The sequence below is a fragment of the Desulfocurvibacter africanus subsp. africanus DSM 2603 genome (assembly GCF_000422545.1).
Classification (GTDB): Bacteria; Desulfobacterota; Desulfovibrionia; order Desulfovibrionales; family Desulfovibrionaceae; genus Desulfocurvibacter; species Desulfocurvibacter africanus.
The window spans coordinates 136390-157596 of sequence record NZ_AULZ01000011.1 but is presented as its reverse complement, the minus strand read 5'-3'; the positions used below and the strand labels follow the sequence as shown (position 1 = coordinate 157596).

The 21207-nt window shown below is 58.2% G+C and carries 19 protein-coding genes, 2 tRNA genes and 2 pseudogenes; 10 read left to right on the top strand and 13 right to left on the bottom strand.

Annotated elements, in window-relative coordinates; all coding sequences use genetic code 11:
* Positions 1-340: 340 nt before the first annotated feature.
* The 6 genes from H585_RS0109025 to ada all read right to left on the bottom strand — a co-directional run bounded on the left by H585_RS0109025 (position 341) and on the right by ada (position 5984).
* Positions 341-430: transfer RNA gene (locus H585_RS0109025), tRNA-Ser, on the bottom strand.
* A gap of 164 nt (positions 431-594) precedes the next feature.
* Positions 595-1701, bottom strand: coding sequence for a glycosyltransferase (locus H585_RS0109020; protein ID WP_027367589.1), 1107 nt, complete (start codon positions 1699-1701; stop codon positions 595-597).
* Positions 1702-1727: 26 nt separating this feature from the next.
* On the bottom strand, positions 1728-2927 hold the full coding sequence (locus H585_RS0109015; protein WP_027367588.1) for an HD domain-containing protein: 1200 nt from the start codon (positions 2925-2927) through the stop codon (positions 1728-1730).
* 326 nt (positions 2928-3253) lie between these two features.
* A complete protein-coding gene (locus tag H585_RS23040) occupies positions 3254-3727 on the bottom strand; it encodes a hypothetical protein (protein WP_138708173.1) in 474 nt (157 codons plus the stop codon).
* Between the two features lie 227 nt (positions 3728-3954).
* Positions 3955-4923 (bottom strand): DNA-3-methyladenine glycosylase 2, encoded by a 969-nt coding sequence (locus H585_RS0109010; RefSeq protein ID WP_027367587.1) that lies wholly within the window; start codon positions 4921-4923, stop codon positions 3955-3957.
* Positions 4920-5984 carry a bifunctional DNA-binding transcriptional regulator/O6-methylguanine-DNA methyltransferase Ada gene (ada, locus tag H585_RS0109005; protein WP_244432511.1) on the bottom strand — a complete coding sequence of 355 codons (1065 nt, stop codon included), beginning with the start codon at positions 5982-5984 and terminating at the stop codon, positions 4920-4922. The genes H585_RS0109010 and ada overlap by 4 nt, the downstream gene beginning before the upstream one ends.
* A 202-nt stretch (positions 5985-6186) precedes the next feature.
* On the opposite strand from ada, the gene H585_RS22485 reads away from it, so the two are divergent.
* A complete protein-coding gene (locus tag H585_RS22485; protein WP_244432508.1) occupies positions 6187-6333 on the top strand; it encodes a hypothetical protein in 147 nt (48 codons plus the stop codon).
* A 72-nt stretch (positions 6334-6405) separates the two neighbouring features.
* Here H585_RS22485 and H585_RS0109000 read toward each other — a convergent pair whose 3' ends face one another.
* Positions 6406-6894, bottom strand: a complete 489-nt coding sequence (locus H585_RS0109000; RefSeq protein WP_027367585.1) for a GNAT family N-acetyltransferase — start codon at positions 6892-6894, stop codon at positions 6406-6408.
* A gap of 134 nt (positions 6895-7028) precedes the next feature.
* A tRNA-Ser gene (locus H585_RS0108995) sits at positions 7029-7121 on the bottom strand.
* A gap of 349 nt (positions 7122-7470) precedes the next feature.
* On the opposite strand from H585_RS0108995, the gene H585_RS0108990 reads away from it, so the two are divergent.
* Together H585_RS0108990 and H585_RS0108985 are read left to right on the top strand one after the other, a co-directional pair.
* Positions 7471-7929, top strand: coding sequence for a hypothetical protein (locus tag H585_RS0108990; RefSeq protein ID WP_027367584.1), 459 nt, complete (start codon positions 7471-7473; stop codon positions 7927-7929).
* 13 nt (positions 7930-7942) lie between these two features.
* Positions 7943-8806: an SDR family oxidoreductase gene (locus H585_RS0108985; protein WP_027367583.1), complete on the top strand. Its 864-nt coding sequence runs from the start codon at positions 7943-7945 to the stop codon at positions 8804-8806.
* Between the two features lie 71 nt (positions 8807-8877).
* Here the strand turns inward: H585_RS0108985 and ppsA are convergent, their stop codons facing one another.
* Both ppsA and H585_RS0108975 read right to left on the bottom strand, forming a co-directional pair.
* Complete coding sequence (gene ppsA, locus H585_RS0108980; protein ID WP_027367582.1) at positions 8878-11280, bottom strand: phosphoenolpyruvate synthase; 2403 nt, start codon at positions 11278-11280, stop codon at positions 8878-8880.
* Positions 11281-11441: 161 nt separating this feature from the next.
* Positions 11442-12605: a GNAT family N-acetyltransferase gene (locus H585_RS0108975; RefSeq protein ID WP_244432507.1), complete on the bottom strand. Its 1164-nt coding sequence runs from the start codon at positions 12603-12605 to the stop codon at positions 11442-11444.
* Positions 12606-12925: 320 nt separating this feature from the next.
* Between H585_RS0108975 and H585_RS0108970 the strand changes: the two genes are divergently transcribed.
* Positions 12926-13252, top strand: coding sequence for a hypothetical protein (locus tag H585_RS0108970; RefSeq protein WP_014260911.1), 327 nt, complete (start codon positions 12926-12928; stop codon positions 13250-13252).
* Between the two features lie 43 nt (positions 13253-13295).
* Here H585_RS0108970 and H585_RS0108965 read toward each other — a convergent pair whose 3' ends face one another.
* Complete coding sequence (locus tag H585_RS0108965; protein ID WP_027367580.1) at positions 13296-14564, bottom strand: CgeB family protein; 1269 nt, start codon at positions 14562-14564, stop codon at positions 13296-13298.
* Positions 14557-15810 (bottom strand): glycosyltransferase family 9 protein, encoded by a 1254-nt coding sequence (locus tag H585_RS0108960; RefSeq protein WP_027367579.1) that lies wholly within the window; start codon positions 15808-15810, stop codon positions 14557-14559. The genes H585_RS0108965 and H585_RS0108960 overlap by 8 nt, the downstream gene beginning before the upstream one ends.
* A 125-nt stretch (positions 15811-15935) precedes the next feature.
* On the opposite strand from H585_RS0108960, the gene H585_RS0108955 reads away from it, so the two are divergent.
* From H585_RS0108955 to H585_RS0108935, 6 genes and pseudogenes are all read left to right on the top strand, one after another.
* Positions 15936-16613: a precorrin-2 dehydrogenase/sirohydrochlorin ferrochelatase family protein gene (locus H585_RS0108955; RefSeq protein ID WP_027367578.1), complete on the top strand. Its 678-nt coding sequence runs from the start codon at positions 15936-15938 to the stop codon at positions 16611-16613.
* Entirely contained in the window at positions 16600-17433 is an 834-nt protein-coding gene (locus tag H585_RS0108950) for a cytochrome C assembly family protein (protein WP_027367577.1), read from the top strand. Before H585_RS0108955 ends, H585_RS0108950 begins: the two co-directional genes overlap by 14 nt.
* Positions 17430-18782 (top strand): glutamyl-tRNA reductase, encoded by a 1353-nt coding sequence (gene hemA, locus H585_RS0108945; protein WP_027367576.1) that lies wholly within the window; start codon positions 17430-17432, stop codon positions 18780-18782. The genes H585_RS0108950 and hemA overlap by 4 nt, the downstream gene beginning before the upstream one ends.
* Positions 18783-18788: 6 nt before the next feature.
* Positions 18789-19124, top strand: coding sequence for a hypothetical protein (locus H585_RS0108940; protein WP_014260917.1), 336 nt, complete (start codon positions 18789-18791; stop codon positions 19122-19124).
* A gap of 34 nt (positions 19125-19158) precedes the next feature.
* Positions 19159-19420, top strand: a pseudogene (locus H585_RS23930) (IS5-like element ISCARN85 family transposase); the annotation flags it as partial.
* 129 nt (positions 19421-19549) lie between these two features.
* Positions 19550-20104 carry an acetate uptake transporter gene (locus H585_RS0108935; protein ID WP_027367575.1) on the top strand — a complete coding sequence of 185 codons (555 nt, stop codon included), beginning with the start codon at positions 19550-19552 and terminating at the stop codon, positions 20102-20104.
* A gap of 783 nt (positions 20105-20887) precedes the next feature.
* Here the strand turns inward: H585_RS0108935 and H585_RS23665 are convergent.
* Positions 20888-21104 (bottom strand): annotated as a pseudogene (locus H585_RS23665) (transposase); the annotation flags it as partial.
* Positions 21105-21207: the final 103 nt, after the last annotated feature.

The following is a 21207-nucleotide window of genomic DNA, read 5'->3' as shown; positions in this document are numbered from 1 at the left end:
GATATGGATCAAGTCAAATTGATTAAAGGATCCCAGAGGCTGTCATGAACGGTCTTTCAAGCGGCTGGAATCATACCAGAAGCGAACTTGCGAGCTGTAAAGGTTTCTTGCAGGACTTCAGTCACTTACGTGATGGTTCATAACACGCTCTAGTGGCATAGCAGTGGTTCCAATGTGTGGGGTAACTGGATTCCTTTTGAAGCTTGCTTACCCCATACTAACCCCCACCTACCCCCGGATGCCAAAAGACATAACAGGACAAAGCAGGACTATTTCTAGCCTGCTGCCCCTTGGTTTGTTTGAATTTTTAGACTTGGCTGGATAAGGCTGGATTCTGATTTGGCGGAGGGAGAGGGATTTGAACCCCCGGACGGGTTACCCCGTCAGCGGTTTTCAAGACCGCCGCCTTAAACCACTCGGCCATCCCTCCGTATCTCGTCAACATACCAGTAAAAGGGAAGCTCTTCAACTGCACTCGCGAGGGTACACCTGCGAGGTAGCGCAAGCGCAGCATAATGGTCGAAAAAGTCATTAGGTTTCAGCCATATGAATTGAGTCGCCGACTTGCTCTCTACCCACCGGGCAGCATGGTCCTCAGCTTTCCTGTGCCTGCCGGGCCAGGAAGGCCTGGAAGCCTGTACTGAAATGTTGCGAGGAAAACCTGTGCGCGTGCTCGGCAATGATGCGCGGATCAAAGCGCGATTCCTGCTGCTCGAAAGTGCGCATGCACGTGGCAAGGCTCTCGGCATCCTGATTCGAAAAGAAGAGGCCGCTAACGCCGTCCAGCACCGTTTCCAAAGCTCCGCCGCGAGCGTAAGCCAGGACAGGTGCGCCGCTGGCCATAGCTTCCACAGGGACAATGCCGAAGTCCTCTTCGCCGGGGAAGAGCAGCGCCCGGCAGCGCGCATAGTGCTCCCGGAGAACCGCGTCGGGTTGCCGACCCAGGAACACGATATCCTTGCCGGCCCTTTTCTGGAGTTGCTTGCGGCATTCTCCGTCCCCGATGATCACCAAGCGTCTGCCGAGCCTGGTGCAGGCTTCCACGGCCAGATCAGCCCGCTTGTAGTCCACGAGTTGGCCCACGAAAAGATAGTAATCCTCACGCCTTCTGCTCGCAGAGCAGGCGGAAAGATCCACGGGTGGATGCAGCACCGTGCATTCGCGCCTGTAATGCTTGCGCACCCTGCGGGCAACGTGCTCGGAATTGGCCGCGAAACCGTCCACTCGTGCGGCCGAGGCAAAATCCCACAGGCGCAGATAGTGAGTCAGGGGAACCATGAGCGCGGCGGTCAGCCAACCGGCGGAGCGCCGGTACTCGTGGTACATGTCCCACAAATAGCGCATGGGAGTGTGGCAATAGCAGAGGTGCAGCGTATCCGGACCGGTCAAAACGCCCTTGGCGGGACCAGACTCGCTGCTAATGACCAGATCGTATTCGCGCAGGTCGAGTTGCTCCAGGGCCAGTGGCATGAGCGGCAGGTAATGCTTGTAAAGGCGCCGCGCACGAGGCAGCCGCTGAATGAACGTCGTGTGGACTTTGTGGCGCCGGATGGTGTCCGAGACCTCTTCCGGATCATAGACATGCGTGTAGATGTCAGCCTGGGGAAACAAATTGCATAGGGCCTCGAGGACCTTTTCCCCTCCGCGCATGCCCACGAGCCAATAGTGGACGATGGCGACTCGTTTGAAGGACGATATCATGGAATTCCTAGTCGGTTTGGGCAGTATCAGAACGCTGCGTAGATCCTGCCTACATCAATACCCGCGATGACCTGGCCGGCATACTTTTCGCCTATGCGCAGACCCTTGTCGATGGATTCGGAACGGATGCCGTACTGGGCGGACATGTAGGCTTCCAGGAAGGCCGAGAGGTGGTCGGCCACGCGCACCAGTTCGCCGTCATAAGGGTCGAACCCGTCGGCGTTGAAAGAGCTGCCGATGTCGGCGCTGCTGACCTTGAGCGGTTTGCGTCCTTCGTCTTGGGATTGGCGTATCTTGCTGTCGAACTCGTCCTGGATGAGGTAGGCCAACTCCGGCTTCCAGGTCTGGGGAAGAAGCCCGAAGATTTCCCTTTCAGCCAGTTGCTTTTCGATGTTTGCGATGACGTCGGGTAACCTTTCCACGGAGCTTTTCACCGGCGAGATGATGTCGCGCGTGACCGCCTCGGGCAGATCGTGCAACAGCCCGCCAAAGAAGTTGTTGTAGCTGCGCCGCGCGCATGCACCGACCTCACGGGAAAAGAACCAGGAGAGGCAGGCCACGAGCATCATGTGCCCAAGCACGGAAGTGCGCGGAATTCGCGGAGTTTGCCCCCAGCGGATCTGGAAGCGGAGTTGCCCGCAGAGATCGATGAAACTGGCCAGGGGATGGTTGGTTACCAGCCTGCGCATGCCCACGAGATCCAGGAAAGGCTCCATGCGGTTCATGAGCGAGGTGTGGATTTCCTCGATCTGGTATCCGCGAGGGTTGGTATGGCGAATTATGCGGAACTCCCAGAACGTGGCGTATAGATGCGCCGCGTCGAGCACCAGCCGGGTATGCTTATCGAGATAAGCATCATCCATAAGATAGGATCGGAACTCCTCACGGATGACTTGATCATCCAGATGAGCTTCCATTTGTCTATAAACCCATTCGTTCAATTCGCGGAAGACATCCGGGTGTTCCTCGCGAATACGGTTGTAGATCGGCGACTTGATGTCGGAAATGACGATGCGGCGCATGAGTTCGAAAATTCCGCCGTTTATCAGCCGCTCCCAGTTCACCGCCCGACCGGCATCTTCTTCGCAGCGCCCCAGACACCAGGCAATGATCATCTTGTGCGCGGTCTTGTCCATTTCCACCAGTTCAACAGGCCGGATCTTTTCATTCCAGCGCTGGATGGAAAAAGCGTCGAACAGCCTGATGGCCAGGGATTTATTGAGCATGGCTTACCTGTAGGTAGTAATGAAGAAGCTGTTTTCGCAACGGCGATAGGCACTATAGCCGCCTTGACCCTGAGGCACAATCGGGCTGCTTCAGATCGGCCATAGGAGCAATGGGAGACTTGCCTGTTTTTGGACCAATCAAGCCCAGGGGAATGGCATCTAGGCCGCACGAGGTATTGCGGTGCCCATGATCCCCAAAATGGTTCCAACAGTTGTCGAGGAAGCTCGGCGGAAGGGAATCAGAAGCGTAAGCTTTTGTTGAAATGGCGGTGAGGACGTCAGTGCCAGGCCAACGGTGTTGGCCTGGCTTCGTTTTTTGGAAGGAACTACTTGGAAGCAGGAAGCGAAGCACCAATTTTCTTAAGTAATTCGTTCTCAAGCGTTCCGAGAGAGACGCATTTCATCTCCATGCCATATACCGGATCATTTTTTAAGTACTCGCCTTTGATGTCTGTTTTTAGAGTAATCAAATTGTCAGCAGCAACAACTCCTACGGTGACAAACGTATGCGTACGGTTATCCTTTATATAAGGAATTCCCATGGTTTCACCACAGTCACAATCATTATAGCTAAGCGGAATCATTCGGGGAGAAGTAGTCAGGATTCCAACCTCATTGTCGGAAGAAGATAATTGGTAACCCTCAAGAACTAATATCGTCTTAACTGAAGAGAGAATCTCTTGCTTTGATGCAGCCACACTTAGTTGGTGTTGCTTGGGTTCTAGTTTGGAAGGGGTATATGTAGCTGCGCATCCATAAGTTGATACAATAAGAAAAAAGAGTAATGGGAGAAGCCTCATATTATCCTCCTGGAAGATGTATGAACAGTTGGATGGCTACTGCTTGGCGATAGAAAGCCTTTATGGATTCGAACTAATGGCTGTCAGATGATTTATAAAATATAGCATTGGGAGGTGGATGGGTCAATTTCTGCTGCAAGCCCTTTGGGGACAAGGGGCATGCTTTCGCCATGATCCGCTTCCATGGTTATGGCATTTTACATTTGCCCTGGTTTCTCGCGACTCCACTAAGCCCCCTTTATATTGAGGGCGGCCCAGAGGTGCGCGGCAACCAGCGCGCGCCACGGCGAAAAGGGAGCAAGCCATTGCCTTGTTTGCTCGCTGGTGAGTTTTTCCGTGCAGCCGAGCAGCGCTTGCAGGCTGCGGCGGACAGCGGCATCTCCATGCAATGACCCATCCAGCCAGCCAAAGCCGCGCAGCAGGGTGTATTCCACGGTCCACGGCCCAATCCCGCGTATGGCCAGAAGCTGTTCGCGGATAGTATCGACGGGCAGTGCATCCACCCACGCGTCCAAAGGCAAGCGGTGCTCACTAATCAAGTGGCAAAGGATCATCAGCGTCTGCGCCTTTGCCTGTGAAAACCCGGCCTGCCGCAAATCCGCTTCGGTTAGGCGCGAAAGACGTTGGGCATCCGGATGGCAGGCGAGGCCGCTCGAATGCCGCACACCTGCGGCAAGGATCATCCTGCGACGCAGGGATATGGCCACGCCCAGGCTGATTTGTTGTCCGGTAATGGCCCAGGCCAGAGCTTCGAATGGGGTGGCGGTAAGCGGCACTCGCAGCCCAGGATGCCCAGCGATAAGCGGTCCCAGCTGCGGATGCGCCCGATACGTGCGCTCGAAGTCGTCGATCTGCTGCGTCAGTCCCAGCATTCGCACCGCCATGCGTCGAAGCTTCGCCTTTTCGGTGGCATCAGACGAAGCTTCAGGCCCCATTCCGTCCAGGGGCGCGCTGTCGATTGGCGACTTGTCGATTTTCAGTTCGACATCGGCGTGCCGGGAGTGGAACCTGATCGTGAGGCAGGCGGCAAGCCCACTCCACATCAGACCCTTCATAAACGTTTGTGCATCGGTGTACTCGGCAATCTGCGCAGAGTCGCGGCCATGGAAAGCGAGGACGTCGTCCGCCCTGAAATCGTGGGGCAACTCCACCACGCAGGACAGCATGGTGTTTTGGAGTAGGGCAGGGGTGGTCATGCCTTGCGTTCCTTACGAAGCAGTTCAGCCTTGCGGTCAATGCCCCAGCGATATCCAGACAAGCTGCCGTCGGTGCGGACGACTCGATGGCAGGGGATAGCCACCGCCAGGGGGTTGGCCGCGCATGCCTGCGCCACGGCCCTTGCCGCTTTCGGAGCGCCGATGCGGGTTGCAATAGCGGAGTAGCTTCTCGTCTCGCCAGCGGGAATCTCGCGCAACGCCTGCCAGACCCGCTGCTGGAAGGCCGTGCCACGCACGTCGAGCGGTAGGTCGAGTCCCTGTCCTGGCGCGTCCACGAATCCCACTACCGTGGAGATAAGCTGCTCGAATTCGGCATCGCCCCCGATCAACTCGGCGCGGGGGAATCTGTCTTGCAGGTCGCGCACCAGCTTGTCGGGATCGTCGTCCATGAGTATGGCGCACACGCCTCGTTCGCTCGCGGCGACCAGGATGGATCCGAGCGAGCACTCGCCGATCGCGAAGCGTATCTGAGTGTGCGCTCCGCCGGAACGGTAGGCGGTGGGCGTCATGCCCAACACTTGGTCCGCAGCCTCGTAGAAGCGTCCGCTGGAGAGATAGCCCGCGCCGTATATGGCTTCTGTCACACTGGCGTTCCGGCGCAGTCCCGTCCTGACGTTTTCGGCACGGTGCGCCGCCGCATACGCCCTGGGAGTCACACCCGTGACAGACTTGAAGATGCGATGCAGATGGTAGGTGCTCATCCTCGCATGGCTCGCCAGCTCGGCAAGGCTCAGCATCCGCTCCGAGCGTTCGATCAATCGACATAGTTCAGCCACGAGAGCGGCGTGCTGCACTTTCAGCGGCGGCTGATCCGGCCTGCAGCGCAGGCAGGGGCGAAAGCCCGCCCGTTCGGCCTCCGCCGCCGTCGTAAAGAACACAGTATGCTCAGGCCGAGCCGCGCGCGCCGCGCAGGACGGGCGACAATATACGCCGGTCGTCCTGACCGCGTAGAAGAATGCACCATCTGCTTTCGGGTCGCGAGCAACCACGGCGGCCCAGCGGGGGTCCTTTGTGGTCGCCTCGGCGAGCAGTTCGGTCATTGTGGACATGGTTTCACTCCTTTCACTGCCACAGATTTCAAGTCCTGTGGCTGCAAGGTAACCATTGCCGTAATAGAAGGCACTCCGGGTCTTGCTTTCGAATCCCCCCGCACTGCCGGGCGAGTGGCAATTCGCATGCGGCCCGCCGCTGTCGCGCCGTGCTTGTCTCATGCGGTATGGACCGTTCCCGGGCGAGCATGACGTGGTCCTTGAACGCGCCCTGCCGTGCAGTCCCTGTTCACTGCACGGCGGCAGCGGCTGCGCACGCGGCCGTGAATGCCTGGCCTCGATCACGCCCGAGGAGGTCTACCAAGCCCTCATACAGGCGGCCAGCATCTCCCGCGGATAATAGCCAGCCTGGAAAGTCCTTTTCGCGACGAGTCCGCATTGCCGCCGAGGGTCGCCCAGAAAGAGAGTCGGATCAGTCCGCGCCCGCGAAACCCATCAAAGTCTTGCCTGTCAGTCTGTATACAGTCCATTCATCCATGACTTGAGCGCCCAGAGATTTGTAGAAGCCGATAGACGGCTCATTCCAATCCAGACAGGACCACTCCAGACGTCCGCAGCCGCGCTCTACCGCTACTTTCGCCACGACCGACAGCATGGCCTTGCCGAAGCCCTTGCCGCGCCAGGCAGGTCGCACGAAAAGATCCTCCAGGTAGATGCCCGGCTTTGCCAGAAAAGTGGAATAGCTGGAGAAAAACAGGGCAAAGGCAACCGGCTCGTCGGCCGTGAAACCCAACAGGACCTCGGCTCCAGGCCGCGGGCCGAAGAGAGTCTCGGTCAGATCCTTTTCCGTAGCCATGACTTCGTGAGATAGCCGCTCGTACTCAGCCAAGTCCTTGATGAAGGTAAGAATGAGCGGCACGTCGTCGCGGGTGGCAGGGCGGGTGGTCAATACGGGAGACATTCCATCCTCCTGGCGTAAAGGTCTTTCGGCCTGACGCCCATCACAAGGTCTTAGCGACGGATCACACGAAATTACACTGGAGGTTGATGGCGCAAATTAAAAGGGCCTACGGTTTCCCGTAAGCCCTTGAAATATGGCGGAGAGGGAGAGATTTGAACTCTCGGTACCGGTTTTGCCAGTACACACGATTTCCAGTCGTGCTCCTTCGGCCGCTCGGACACCTCTCCGCGAAGGGAGACTACCTAATCAAAAGGAAAAGGTTTGGCAAGTGGTTTTGTCCTTTGCTCAAAACCAGGGGCAAAAAAGTCCATCATGCGCGTCCGTTTCGCTGCAAACGGCCTTGTCTCACGGCAATTCTGAACGGATGAGCAATTCGACCTGCGTTCCCATAAGCGCCACGCGCGTTCAGCCTCCGTAACCCACGGCCATCCTTCCAAGTGCGCTCGGCTCGACGAGCTTAGAAAAAGACCTACGCCGCCAGTAGAGTTGGTCCTATTCCTCGCAAGGATGCGCACGGGCATCATGGCTGATGGGCCACTGCGGAGCAAGCCGCAGCAAACGACCAGGAGGTGAGCCATGCTTCCCGATACGACCAGCAGAGTCGAGCAGAATACCGCCGAAAACGTCAACGAACGCATCTGGCGCAAGACCGAGTGCAATATCCAACTCTATTCCAAGGCGGGTCCCGAAGCCATCGACATGCGCCTGCAGGAGCTCGACCGTGAGTGGGACATCGAGCGCACCATCGAGGCCAATGCGGCGACCTTTTCCCTGCTAGGCCTGGGTCTGGGCGCGTTCGTAAACAAGAGATTCTACCTGCTGAGCGCCGGCGTGGCCGGTTTTCTCCTGCAGCACGCCCTGCAGGGCTGGTGCCCTCCCGTGCCGCTGTTCCGGCGCATGGGCGTGCGCACCATGCACGAGATCAACCATGAGCGCAGCATGCTCAAGGCCGCGCGCGGCGATTACCAAACGACGCAAAGCCCGCAGCCGGCAGCTGCGGTCCTTGAAACCTCACCATCCCAGGCCGTAGCCTGACAGGAGGATAGACATGGGCCAGGAGAAGGAAGGCGAATTTCCGCCCCAGAAACAGGAGAAACAGCCTGGAACCCGGCAGGAAATGGAGCCAAAGCCCAAAACCGTGGGCGAAGGCTATAAGGCCGCGGGCAAGCTTGAAGGCAAGGTGGCCATCATCACCGGCGGCGACAGCGGCATCGGTCGCGCCACGGCCATCCATTTTGCCAAGGAAGGCGCGGACGTGTGCATCGCCTATCTGGACGAGCACGAGGACGCCAGGGAGACCAAGCAGCTTGTGGAGAAAACAGGCCGCAAATGCATGCTCATCGCCGGCGATGTCAGCGGCGAACCATTTTGCAAACAGATCGTGGACAAGACGCTGCAGACTTTCGGCCGGCTGGACGTGCTCGTCAATCATGCCGGCGTGCAGTATCCGCAGGAAAAGCTGGAGGACATCAGCGCCGATCAGTTGGAGAAAACCTTCCGGGTGAACATCTTCGCCTATTTCTATCTTACCAAGGCGGCTCTGCCTTACCTCAAGGAAGGCGCGTCGATCATCAACACGACCTCCATCACGGCCTACCGTGGCCATCCCATCCTCATCGACTACGCCTCCACCAAAAGCGCAATCGTCGGCTTCACACGCTCCCTTGCCCTCAATCTGGCTGAAAAGGGCATTCGCGTGAACGCCGTGGCGCCAGGACCTATCTGGACACCGCTTATCCCGAGCAGCTTCAGCCCGGAGCACACGGCCAAGCACGGCCAGAGCACTCCCATGAGTAGGGCCGGCCAGCCCGAGGAAGTCGCCCCGACCTATGTTTACCTTGCCAGCCGGGATTCCTCGTATGTCACAGGCCAGGTGCTGCATGTGAACGGCGGCATGATCGTCAACGGCTGAAGGCAACCACCGAATATAAGCATACAAGCGGGCCGCTCTCTTCGGGAGCAGCCCGCTATGTTAATGATGACTCAAGCAGATTTACGCATGCGTCCCATCTCCCGCTCCACCTCGGCTACCCGCCGGGTAACCTTGATGACGCTGTCAGGATTAAGTGAGATGGAATCTATGCCAGCTCGGACCAGAAAGGCCGCGAATTCCGGGTGGTCGCTCGGGGCCTGGCCGCAGATGCCCACCTTGCGCTTTTTTCTATGCGCTTTTTGAATGAGCATCTCGATCATGGTCGTGACGGCCTCGTCCTGCTCATCGAAAAGTTTCGACAACTGGGCCGAATCGCGGTCCACACCGAGCACGAGCTGCGTCAAGTCGTTGGAGCCGATGGAAAAGCCGTCGAAACGCTCCGAGAACTGCTCGGCCAGGATGATGTTGGAAGGAATCTCGGCCATGACGTAAACCTGCAGTCCGTTCTCGCCCCGGCGCAAGCCGTAGGAAGCCATGACCTCCAGGACCTTATCCGCTTCCGCGGGGCTGCGGCAGAAGGGGATCATGACCACCACGTTGTCCAGGCCTATCTCCTCGCGCACGCGCCGTATGGCCTCGCACTCCAGGGCGAAACCGGGCCGATACGCGTCGCTGTAGTAGCGGCTGGCTCCGCGAAAGCCGAGCATCGGGTTGGCTTCTTTCGGCTCGTAGGCCTGTCCGCCGATGAGTTCGGCATATTCATTGGTCTTGAAGTCCGACATGCGCACGATGACAGGATTCGGGTACTGAGATGCCCCGATCTTGGCAATGCCTCGCGCAAGCTGCTGCGTAAAGAACTCGGACTTGTCCTCGTAGCCTCGGGTGATATCGGCGATACGCTGTTTGGCTTCCTCGTCCTCAAGCCTGTCATATTCGATGAGAGCCATCGGATGGCATTTAATGGCGTTGTTTATGATGAATTCCATGCGCGCCAAGCCGATGCCCGCGCAGGGCAGACGCCACCAGCGAAAAGCCGCGGCCGGCTCGGCTATGTTCATCATGATCTGCGTCCTGGTCCTGGGAATGTCGCTCAGGTCGATGTCCTGGGCATCGAAGTCCAGCTTGCCCTTGTAGACATAACCCGTGTCGCCCTCGGCGCAGGACATGGTCACCTCCTGCCCGTCCTCCAGGCGGTCCAGGACGTGCGTGGCGCCCACGATGGCCGGAATGCCCAACTCGCGGCTGACGATGGCCGCATGGCTCGTGCGGCCGCCGTGTTCGGTGACAATGCCCGCGGCCTTCTTCATGATGGGCACCCAGTCCGGGTCGGTCATCTCCGTGATCAGGATACTACCTTCCTCGAACCGGCCGATGTTCTCGGCATTTCTGATTTTCTGTACCTTGCCCGTGGCGATGGCCTCGCCGATTGCCAGTCCTTCAGCCAGTCGCTCGCCATGTTCCTTGAGCGAGTAGGATTTCATCGTCGCCGCGGTCTTCTGGGATTGCACGGTTTCGGGTCTGGCCTGGACGATGAACAGCTCACCACTGTCGCCGTCCTTGGCCCACTCCATGTCCATGGCTCGGCCATAGTGCTCTTCGATCAGTTTGGCCCAGCGCGACAGACGCAAGACCTCCTCATCGCTGAGCACAAAAGATTCCCTCTCCTTCTGGGTGGTTTCCACATTCTTGGTGGTTTTGCTGCCTCCTGTGGCGTAGATCATCTTCTTTTCTTTTTCTCCCAGGCTCTTCTCGATGATCGGCTTGCAGGTGGCATCATTCAAAAGCGGCTTGAAGGCCCGGTATTCGTCCGGAGTCACCGTGCCCTGGACCACGTTCTCGCCGAGGCCCCAGGCGGCGTTGATGACCACCACATCCGGGAAGCCGGTTTCAGTGTCGACGGAGAACATGACCCCGGAACTGGCCCTGTCCGAGCGGACCATCTTCTGCACGCCGGCCGAGAGGGCGATCTGCAGGTGGTCGAAATTCTTCTCGGTGCGATAGCTGATGGCGCGGTCGGTGAAGAGCGAGGCGTAGCAATTCTTGACCGCCTCTAGCACATCGTGATCGCCCCTGACGTTGAGAAAAGTCTCCTGCTGACCCGCGAAGCTCGCGTCCGGCAGGTCCTCGGCCGTGGCGCTGGAGCGCACGGCAACATCAACCTCGTCCTTTTCGAATCGCTTGCAGAGTTCACGATAGGCCTGGACGATCTGATCACCAATTTCAGCCGGGATGGTTCCCTGGCGGATGAGCCGGCGGATTTCACGTCCGACCTTGTCCAAAGGCTTTCTGCCATCCTTGAGATCCTGGATACGTTGGCGAATCTCCTCTCCCAGGTTGTTGTCGGCAATGAAGCGGCGGTAGGCCTTGGCCGTGGTGGCGAAGCCGTCTGGCACGGCGATTCCCTTTTCCTTAAGCGCGCGGATCATCTCTCCCAGAGAGGCGTTCTTGCCGCCTACGCTGGGCACGTCCTGGTTGGTCAGGTTCTCGAACCATTCGATATATGTGTCGGCCATATTCCCTCCAGACTGGCTTGGGGTGGCTGAATTGGGCTGCCGGAATGTGGCGCAATCCAATATTGCCGGGAAGGATAGCGTATTTCGGAGCTGAGGGGAAAGGCCTATGGGCAAAGCGGTAGTTCGCGGAAGCCCGGGACAGGCAGTGGGGGAGTGCCGTTTCAGCGGCGGCGCACGAAAGGCAACTCTTTGTTGATCTCCAGAATTTGTTGCCTTTCCATGAAGTTGATTTCGTCCATGTGCATTTCCATGATCCTGCGCAGGCGCGGATCGAAGAACTTGTGCAGACTGTAGTTGGGGACGCAGACAAACCCTCGGCGGACCTTGTGATAGCCGCCGATGCCGGGATCGAAGGTGCTCAAGCCTTTGGCGATGGCCCAAGCCATGGGCTCGTAGTAGCAGACATTGAAATGCAGGTAACGCTGCCCTTCCACCCCGCCCCAATAGCGGCCATAGAGATTGCCGTCCTTAACGATGAACAGGCCCATGCCCAAGGGCTCGGGGCTGTCCGCAGGCTTATCGGCCACGCACATGGCCACACGCTCGCCGAAGCGTGCGGGCAGCAGCCGAAAAAACTCTTCTGTGAGATACCTGCACCCCCAAGGGCCAAATTTTTCGTTGGTTTCCAAGTAATAACCGTACATACGCGCATAGAGCTTTTCAGGAATCTCCCGCCCTTCAAGCATACGCACCCGAATACCGTCGCGATCCATGGCTTGGCGTTCGCGGTGGACATTGCGCCGCTGGTTGCGGCTGAAACGGTTCAGATAATCGTCCAGGTCCGTGTAACCGCGATTGCGCCAGGTAAAACTTTGATGTGTCCAGCAGGAGTAGCCGGCGGGCATGATAAGCTTGCGCCATGCTGGATCCACGTAGTGGAAGTGGCAACCTGAGAACCCCAGCTCTAGGCAATGGCTTTCGATCTCCCCGAGCATGGCCTTGGTCAAGGCAATTTCGTCCTGATCCCGCGTCACGAGGAAACGATACGTACCCGTGGGCGTGAACGGGCTCATGCCCACCAGCTTGGGGTAGTAACGCAGGCCCATGCGCTGGGCCACGTCCACCCAAGGATGATCGAAAACGAATTCCCCTTCGCTGTGGCGCTTGGCGTAGAGCGGCGCTGCCGCCACAAGCGCATCTTCTTGCCAGACCGTCAGGTGCATGGGCAGCCAGCCCGTGGAGGGCAGGGCGCTGCCCGAGTCCTCCAGCAGTCTGAGCCATTCCCACTCCAGAAAGGGCGTCTTGAGGGGCAAGGCCAGGGCATCCCACGTCGGTTTGGAGACTTCGGCCACGGAGGTTATCCAGCGAAAGGTATACGTGGGCATATCCATGCACTAATAGGCCAGTCGCGGCCCATTGTCACCGGCCTTCGGCGTTGCTCTGCACGGAGCGTCGGGTTTGTGTCTGAGAAAGCTTCATGATTGTCAGCACTTACGGCGGGCCAGTTCGGAGCCTCAAGCGAATGATCGGAGAAGCTGACCTGGAACGGATCATGCTCACCCGTCACGGCTAGAGAGACAAAAACTACACAGCCGCAAGGCCAATCTTCGACTGGGCATACTCAAGCCATGGCTTCCAATAGCGATCCGCTCTTTGGCGCATATGTTGCTGACTAGCCGCCATGCCACATTTCAAAGAGGAAGCCATGCAGCAGGAATCATCCTTCAAGGTGGCCGAACGGGCCTTGGGGCAAGAACCAAGACGGGACACCACTCCAAGAGTGTTTTTGTCTGGCATCATCTTCACATCGGGCGCCCGGGAAACCTTGGGTAAGACCGTCAAGGATATTGCCGCCAAGCTCGAACTACCGTTGAAGACCCTCTTCGCCTCTCTATTCTGGGAAATTTATTGGCAAACCGAGATCGGCAGCTTGGTTGTAGTCATGCGTGCGGAGTGCATGGAGGCTGAGGTGTCGGTGGAAATTGCCGGAGACCAGTGGGAGTTCAAGACCCGCAGTACGGGAGTGCACTAACTTTTTGCCCGCGCCCGGCTTCAGCGCACCGGGCGCGGGTTTTTCATTTCCTATACTGCTTGCGCCACTCGTCCAGAAAAAGGATGGCCGCATCAAGGCCGCTCAGTTCACCTTGTTGGCGGCGCACGGCCTGCACCAGATCGTCGAAACCGACGTTGGCGCCAAGTCCCAGCCTATCCAGCAAGGCGCGAACATCCCCGCGTAGATCATCACGCAACTCGGCCAGCAGTTCAAGATCGCGCTGGCGCGCCATGGGCCAGCCGGGCCTGCGCGCACGCACGAAATCCAGCAGCGTTTCCATACGCCGTTCATAGGTGTGCTCCTGCAGCACGCGCTGTCGAGCGCGCGCTGCCACGGTCTCGCGCTCCTCGGGACGAGCCAGGAAATGGTCGATAAGCGCAAGCAATTCGTCCATGCTGCCAAAGGTGCTCATCTCGTCCGGGCCAAAGGATTCGGGCAGGAGAGTCCGCTGGTCCGTGAGCTGAAAAGCGCCGCAGGCGGCCAGTTCGAAGGTTCGCGGATTGACGAAATCGCCGCCCGAAACCAGCCGGCTCGGATCGACGCTGGAGTGCAGATTAAGGTTGATTCTGGTGGCATTGAAGATGCGCACGCAATCGGCTGGTTCGATGCGCAGGCCTCCCAATTGAAGGTAGGGCGCAAGCACCGGATCGCCTTCCCAGTCGCTGCCCCAGATCTTGAAGTCATGACGCAGCAATTGCCGGAATGCCACGCGGCGGTTGGGATAGCCCGCACCCATGAAAGACACGTCGCTGCCCCACTTGCGGCGCTCCACAGGTGTAAGCTCAAAGGGTTTGTGGAAGTCCGGGTCCGCAGCCAAGGGCAGGTACAGGGCATTGGGCTGGTCCATGGCCGCAAGCTGAGACAGAAACGGCTCCTTCTGGATCACGGCGAAAAAGTCGTAGAAGTGGGCGTAAGCCTGCCAGTAGGTGAACAGCCGATAGTCTTCGACAAACCACATGGCCGTGGCCACGCCATCCTTGCGCAGACGCCTTAACGCGGCCCTGCTCATGGGCGCCTGCGCCAAGGCCAGCACCAGGTCAGGCTCAAAGCTATCGACCTTGGCCAGCACGGCCTGTGACACGAGTTGAAGATACCCGTTCTCCAGCTGTTCCAGGCGCTCTCCACTTACACGCAGATCCTTGAGGGCCGTGTACGCGCCGTGGAAAGCCGGAGCCTCGAAGCTCTCCACCAGATGCCCCAGCCGCGACAGGGCCGAGGCACAGTAGCGGCCCACGGGCAGGGATCCGCCGTACATGGGCAGCACGACTAGAATTCTCATCTTCTCAGACATATGCCTTGAAATTCCGCTTGCAGGTCTTGCGCTCCAGGCCAATCCAGTCGCGCTCCAGATAGAATTGTTCAGCCAGTTCGGCATCCGCCGCGAAGTCCGCGTTCAATCCGAGATGGCGTTTCAGGAAACGCCTGAATCGCTCTCGCTCGGAGGCCGACGGCAGATCGGCGTGGAAGGGCTCCCAGGTGGAGCCAAGCTCATCAAAAGCCGAGCGTAAGCCCGTCACGGCCAGCCCCAGCCCCTCGCCTTTGCCCGCCAGCAGACGCAGGAACTCCGGTGCGGAGAAAGCCGACAGACACGTCAGGCCCAGGCCGCACGGCGCGGATTCCAGGCAGGGCGCACAGGGCGTCACCGCCTGCCATACAGTGTGCCCCAGGCCGTACGGCCCGGTCTCGGGACACCAGGCAGAGGAGAGAAAGAAGGCCAGGACCGGCGTGCCCAGGTGCGCTGCCAAGTGCATGGTGCCTGTATCGGGCGTGAGCAGTAGATCAAGCCCGGAAACCTCTTCGGTCAAATCCCGCCAATCTGTGCGTCCGCACAAATTTTCCACGTGGGCGGCTACGCCCGGCCGCAAGGCCGCCAGCACCTCCCTGGCCATGGGCAACTCACTCTTTCCACCCAGCAGCGCCAGGCGCGACAGTCCGCGCGAGGCCGCCACGGTCTGAGCCACATCGGCCAGCACCCGGGGGGGCAGGGATCGTCGCTGGTTGCGGCCCGCCAAAACTATGCCCAATCCTCTGCCTTTGGGAGCCGCCAAAGGATTGACGTTTTGCGGGGCGAGTGGTTTTGGCGCCAAAATAGCCCAGAAATCGGCCAAATTGATAGACCAGGCTCGCCTGTGGCGCATCCAACGGAAAGCCATGGCTGTCCAAGAATCCTTGAGATCCTGGCCGGCATCGCTTACATAGCCGCGCACGGTTTCGGGAGGAAAAAGCCTGGAGAGTGCGAAGCTCAAACCGGAATAGTTCAGATTATAGACTTCATCGAAGTGCAGGGAGGCCAAGGCGGAAAATACCCGCCCGTTGCGCCCCAGCACTGCGGCCAGACTAGCCGGCGCACCCGCGCCGTGGGCCACGATTGCATGAACCTTGGCTTCCGGGTAGACAAGCCGGGCTAACTCCTCCAGCGAACCGTCGATGCACAGGTGAACCTCGGCATCGCCCGCGGAAAGGAGCGAATGCAGCAGGCGCTTGGTTTGCACAAGGTCGCCAAAACGAGCTAACTGTATGATCAAGTAACGTTTCATACCGTAAATGGCCTATCCAGGTGCTTGCAGGATCATGCCGGAGTCGATCGGTTATCCCAATTGCATGGAGGTCGCAAGGCGACGTGGGATTTCCCTTTGCAGGTTCTTTTGCTAGAATGATGCCGATGCGATACTACCCAATCTTTATCAAGCTCACGGGCCAGGAATGCCTGGTTGTCGGTGCTGGTCAAGTCGGCCGCCGGAAAATCGCTTCCCTGCTTGAATCCGGCCCAGCGCGCGTGCTCGTAGTGGACACTCGCCCTGCGGACGAAGAATTGCGGGAACTCCTGGCCAATCCGTGCATCGACTACCAGACGCGAACGTTCCGGCCCGAGGACGTGAACGGCAAGACGCTCGTCATTGCCTCCACGGACGATGAGGATCTCAACTGGACCATCAGCAATCTCTGCCGGGACAAGGGAATCCTATGCAACATCGTGGACCAGCCGGAGAAGTGCAGCTTCATCGTCCCGGCGGTGCATCGCCAGGGCGATCTGACCTTGGCCGTGTCCACGGGAGGGGCAAGTCCAGCCCTGGCCAAGAAGATCCGCAAGGACCTTGACGAGTACTTCGGTCGGCATTACGGGGCTTTCTTGGAACTCATGTCCCGCATCCGCCCGCTGGTTATCGACAGAGGGCGGCCGACCTTCGAGAACACGGCCCTGTTCCGCGAACTAGTGGATTCGGACCTGCTGGAGGCCATGGAACGCGACGATCGCGAGGGTGTCGTGGAGATTCTCCAGCGCATCCTGCCCCAAGAACTTGAGTCACATATCGAGGAGCTGCTTTGTGGGCTCTGTTGAACTCTTAAAGCTATTCGTCATCGGCCTCTACCTGGCCGGAACGATCCTGTCCCTGAGTGGCATCCTGGTTGCTCGCAAATCCTTGCGCTCTGTGGGCATGGCTTGCGCGGTAGCCGGTTTCGCCCTGCATACATTCGACATGGGGCTGGTTACCAGCCAGCCGGGCAACTCGCTGACCGCGGGGGCTTTTTACTATAGCCTTTTTTCCTGGCTGCTCCTGCTCATCTGGTTCCTGGCCTGGTGGCGGCTCAAGCTTGGCTTCCTGGCCTTGACCATCTCCCCGCTGGCCCTCTTGTTTTATATCTCCTCTCTGCGCTTGGCGCCCATGCACGTAACCACGCCGCCAACCCTGCTGGGCCTGTTCTTTGGCCTGCATATCGGCGCGCTGTTTCTGGCCCTGGCGCTATTGGCTGTATCCTTTGGAGCCGGGCTAGCCTTCCTGCACCTGGAGCGCAAGATCAAGACCAAGGAACCGTTGACTGGGTTCCGCAAGGACCTTCCCTCGCTCTCCACTTTTGACCGCGCCGTGCATTGGGCCGTCGCCGCCGGCTTCCCGTTGTACACCGTGGGCCTTCTCTCGGGCTTTTTCTGGGCCAAGCTGACCTGGGGGAAAGTTTTCTCCTGGGATATTAAAGAGCTGACGTCCATCACCATCTGGTTCTTGTACGCCTCACTCTTCTATCAGCGCATGGTTACAGGCAGGCAAGGTCGCCGCACGGCCATCCTGGCCATTTGGGTATTCGCTCTCGCCATGTTGTCCATGCTCGGTATCAACCTCCTGACTCCCTCGCACCACAGCTTCACCGCGGTGCCGTTATGAACGCGAACATTCATCTTATCGGCCTTAACCATCGCACTGCCGGCGTGGACATTCGTGAGAAGTACGCGCTGAGCAGCCTTGAAGCCTTCGAGAAAATGCTGGTCCATGGTCCCGTGCGCGAGGCTCTGGCACTGTCCACCTGCAACCGCGTGGAAATCCTGATCGTGAGTGACGGCTCGCCCGCGGCCGCAGACCATGTCCTGCACTGTTGGGCCGAGGCATGTAGTCAGCCCGTGAGCGGCTTAGTCTCACACACCTACATTCACGAGAACGAGCAAGCCGTGGAGCACCTGTTCCGCGTCGCCGGCAGCCTCGATTCCATGGTCCTGGGCGAGCCCCAGATCCTGGGCCAGCTCAAGGAAGCCTACCGCAAAGCCGTGGAGAGCGGCACGGCCAAGATCGTCATCAACCGCCTGCTGCACAAAGCCTTTTTTGTGGCCAAGCGTATCCGCAGCGAGACTGGCGTAGCCTCCAGCGCCGTGTCCATCAGCTATGCCGCCGTGGCGTTGGCGCGCAAGATCTTCGGCGAACTGCAGGGCAAGCGGGCCATGCTCATAGGCGCCGGAGAAATGGCCGAACTCGCGGCCATGCACCTGCTTGGAGCGGGCATTGAACATATTTGCGTGGCCAATCGCACCTTTGCTCGAGCCGAGGAACTGGCGGCCCGCTTCAAGGGTACGGCGATTCCCTTCGACGCCCTGTACTCCAAGCTGCCCGAAGTCGATATTGTCATCAGCTCGACCGGGGCTCCCACAGCCGTTATCCACGCCCGCGACATGAAGCAGGTGCTCAAGAAGCGCCGGCACAAGCCCATGTTTTTCATCGACATCGCCGTGCCGCGCGACATCGATCCGGACGTGAACCAGCTTGATAATGCCTACCTCTACGATATCGACGACCTAAAAGAGGTCGTGGAGGAAAACTTGGCTCAACGTCGGGATGAGGCTGAAAAAGCCTCCACCATCGTGCGCGAGGAAGTCCAGGCCTTCAGCCATTGGCTTGGTTCGCTGGAGCTTCAGCCCACCATAGTGGACCTGCTGTCATCAGGAGAGCGCATCGCCCAGCGCGAGCTGCAGAAGACATTGCGGCGTTTGGGGCCGGATGTGCCCGAGGAAACTCGCAAGGCGTTGGAAGTGCTCGTGACCTCCCTGGCCCATAAGCTCTACCATGAACCCATCGTCTACCTGAAGCGCCGCGCGCGTGAGGAAGGTCCGGCCGAGCGCTTCGTGCACAATGTCCGGCGCATTTTCAACCTGGATGAAGAGACAGTACCCGAGGACGCCCACGTTTGCCGCCACAAACCCTCATCACTTTCTGGCGACCAAATCTGCCAGGACAAGCCCCAGTAGGCAGCCATGCGCTATTATCTCATTGACGAATTGTATGAAGAAGACATCAAGCGCATTGAGAGCGCTTTGAGAGAACAAGGCTATACCGGCGGTATTGAAGGCATCTTTTACCTGCCGGTGCCCGAGGACATGCTCACGGATGAGCAGCGCGAGCATTTGGAAAAATGCGGCCCCTATATCCTCTCGCTGGAGACTGGCGATACCTGGCTTAAAATGGAACTGTTGGTCCGCGCACGCAACATGCTGCGCTGCTCCTGTCTAGCCTACGCCGCTCCGGCGCTTCGAGCGCACATGATCGACTTCCTGGACCGTTTTATCCGAGAGCTGGATATTCCCGTTTAACTGTCCGTTGAAATAATCCACTATTCGAATCTTCGGCAACGCGGGTGATGCTCCTGAGGGCAGACATCTGTTGATGAAGTTGGGCGGCTCACCTTCTGATTCATGTCGCTTGATCATGGATAGAGCATATGAAGGCACTGAACCAAGACAGTCGAGCCGAAACTTGGGATTTATCCCTTTTATCCCTTTATCCCCATGGTTGCTCACATCCCAACCGACTGGAGCCGTGGTAACAATATGACCGAGGGCTATGCAAGAAGCGCAATGAAGTAGAGCGTCTATTCAGGAGACATAAAAGGGTAGCGGCGAGTCTGCACACGGGTCAATATTTTGTACATGACCTGCCCTGTGGATCGATTCATGTATAACCGAAACTATCTAAATTTTTTGCATCCGCGGCAAATTACGCACAAGGAATATTACAGATGAGCGAAAAGCTTGCGAATCCTGCCCCGCTCGGGCTTATGGGCTTCGGCATGACCACCATACTTCTGAACATCCACAACGCCGGATTCTTCCCGATCAGCGCCATGATCCTGGCCATGGGCTTGTTTTACGGCGGCATCGGGCAGGTCATCGTCGGCATCATGGAATTCAAGAAGGGCAATACCTTCGGCCTCACCGCCTTCACTTCCTACGGCCTCTTCTGGCTAACCCTGGTCGGCCTCATCGTCATGCCCAAGCTCGGCCTCGCCGATCCCACCCCGCACGCCTTCATGGGCTGGTACCTGTTCCTCTGGGGCGTGTTCACCTTCTTCATGTTCCTCGGCACCCTGAAGGCCAACGCCGCTCTGCGCTTCATCTTCGGCTCGCTCACATTGCTCTTCTTCCTGCTCGCCGTCCGCGACTGGACCGGCTCCGTCCTCATCGGCACCATTGCGGGCTACGAAGGCATCGTCTGCGGTGCCTCCGCCTGTTACCTCGCCATGGCCGAAGTCCTGAAAGAGCAATACGGCCGCACCATCCTGCCAATCGGCTAAATTCTTGCCTACGGCGTCTAGGGGGCATCATGTCACCGCCCCCACATTACCAGAGGCTGTTATGAACAACTGCGAGCAGAGCAGCGACTTTGTGCAGCATGAGGCAGGCAAAAGCCACGAAAGGCAATCTGGCCACTGTCTGCGGCAAGCGCTTGTAATCACCAACCAAGTGGCGAAAGCGAGTCGCTCAGGCAAAGCAGCGCTCGACTACCCAGCGTCTTGGCAAAAGCACAAATCTTCGCTTGGCCTCAGTTAGTTTTACGACCTCAAGACGCATGCCGTGCTCCGCGCCGGATACCAGCTTTACAACTCGGCGTGATTAGTACGGATCTACTGAAGCACGCAGGATACCAACTCGCCGAGATTGGTCAGCTTAAAACAGGCGAGCAAGCCTAATACAACAACTTGGCCCTGGCTTCGGCTGGGGCCGTTTCTATTTTGGCGGGACAAGCAAGACAAGCAAGGTGAGCAGGGACGGCTATCTAGTGCGTAGGACGATTGCGGGATAGATAGCGATATCAAAAGAAAAAGGACTTAGAATTTCTCCTAAGTCCTTGATTTCTATGGTGCGTCCGAACGGATTCGAGCCGCTGACCCCCAGATTCGTAGTCATGTTCCCCGAGCTTCACAACCTCCTCAAATTTTGTGAATAGCTTGGAATTACAGATAATATTTTTCTACACGTTTTCCTATTTTTGCCGTTTTTTGCCGATTTTACACCCAAAGTCCCACACTAAGTCCCACACCAAAAGCGAGCGATTTGCCTAAGTACAATCGGCTGTGCTCGGCCACCAGGCGCTTGAGCCGGGCGTTCTCCTGCTCAAGGAGCTTAAGGCGTCTTGCCTCGGGTACCTCCAGGCCGCCGTATTTGCTCTTCCATTTGTAGAACGTGGTGTCGGAGATTGAGTTCTGCCGGCAGATGTCAGCAACCTACATTCCGGCCTCGACTCGCTTGAGAATCTGGATGATCTGCTCCTGAAGTGAAGCGGCTCTTGCGCATGACGATGACATCCTGGCCAGCGCCACCACCCTTACACTGGGATACCTCACGGGGGAAAGGTCAACTTAAGTGAATGTATCGAAAAATCAAAGAGTTGACTTGG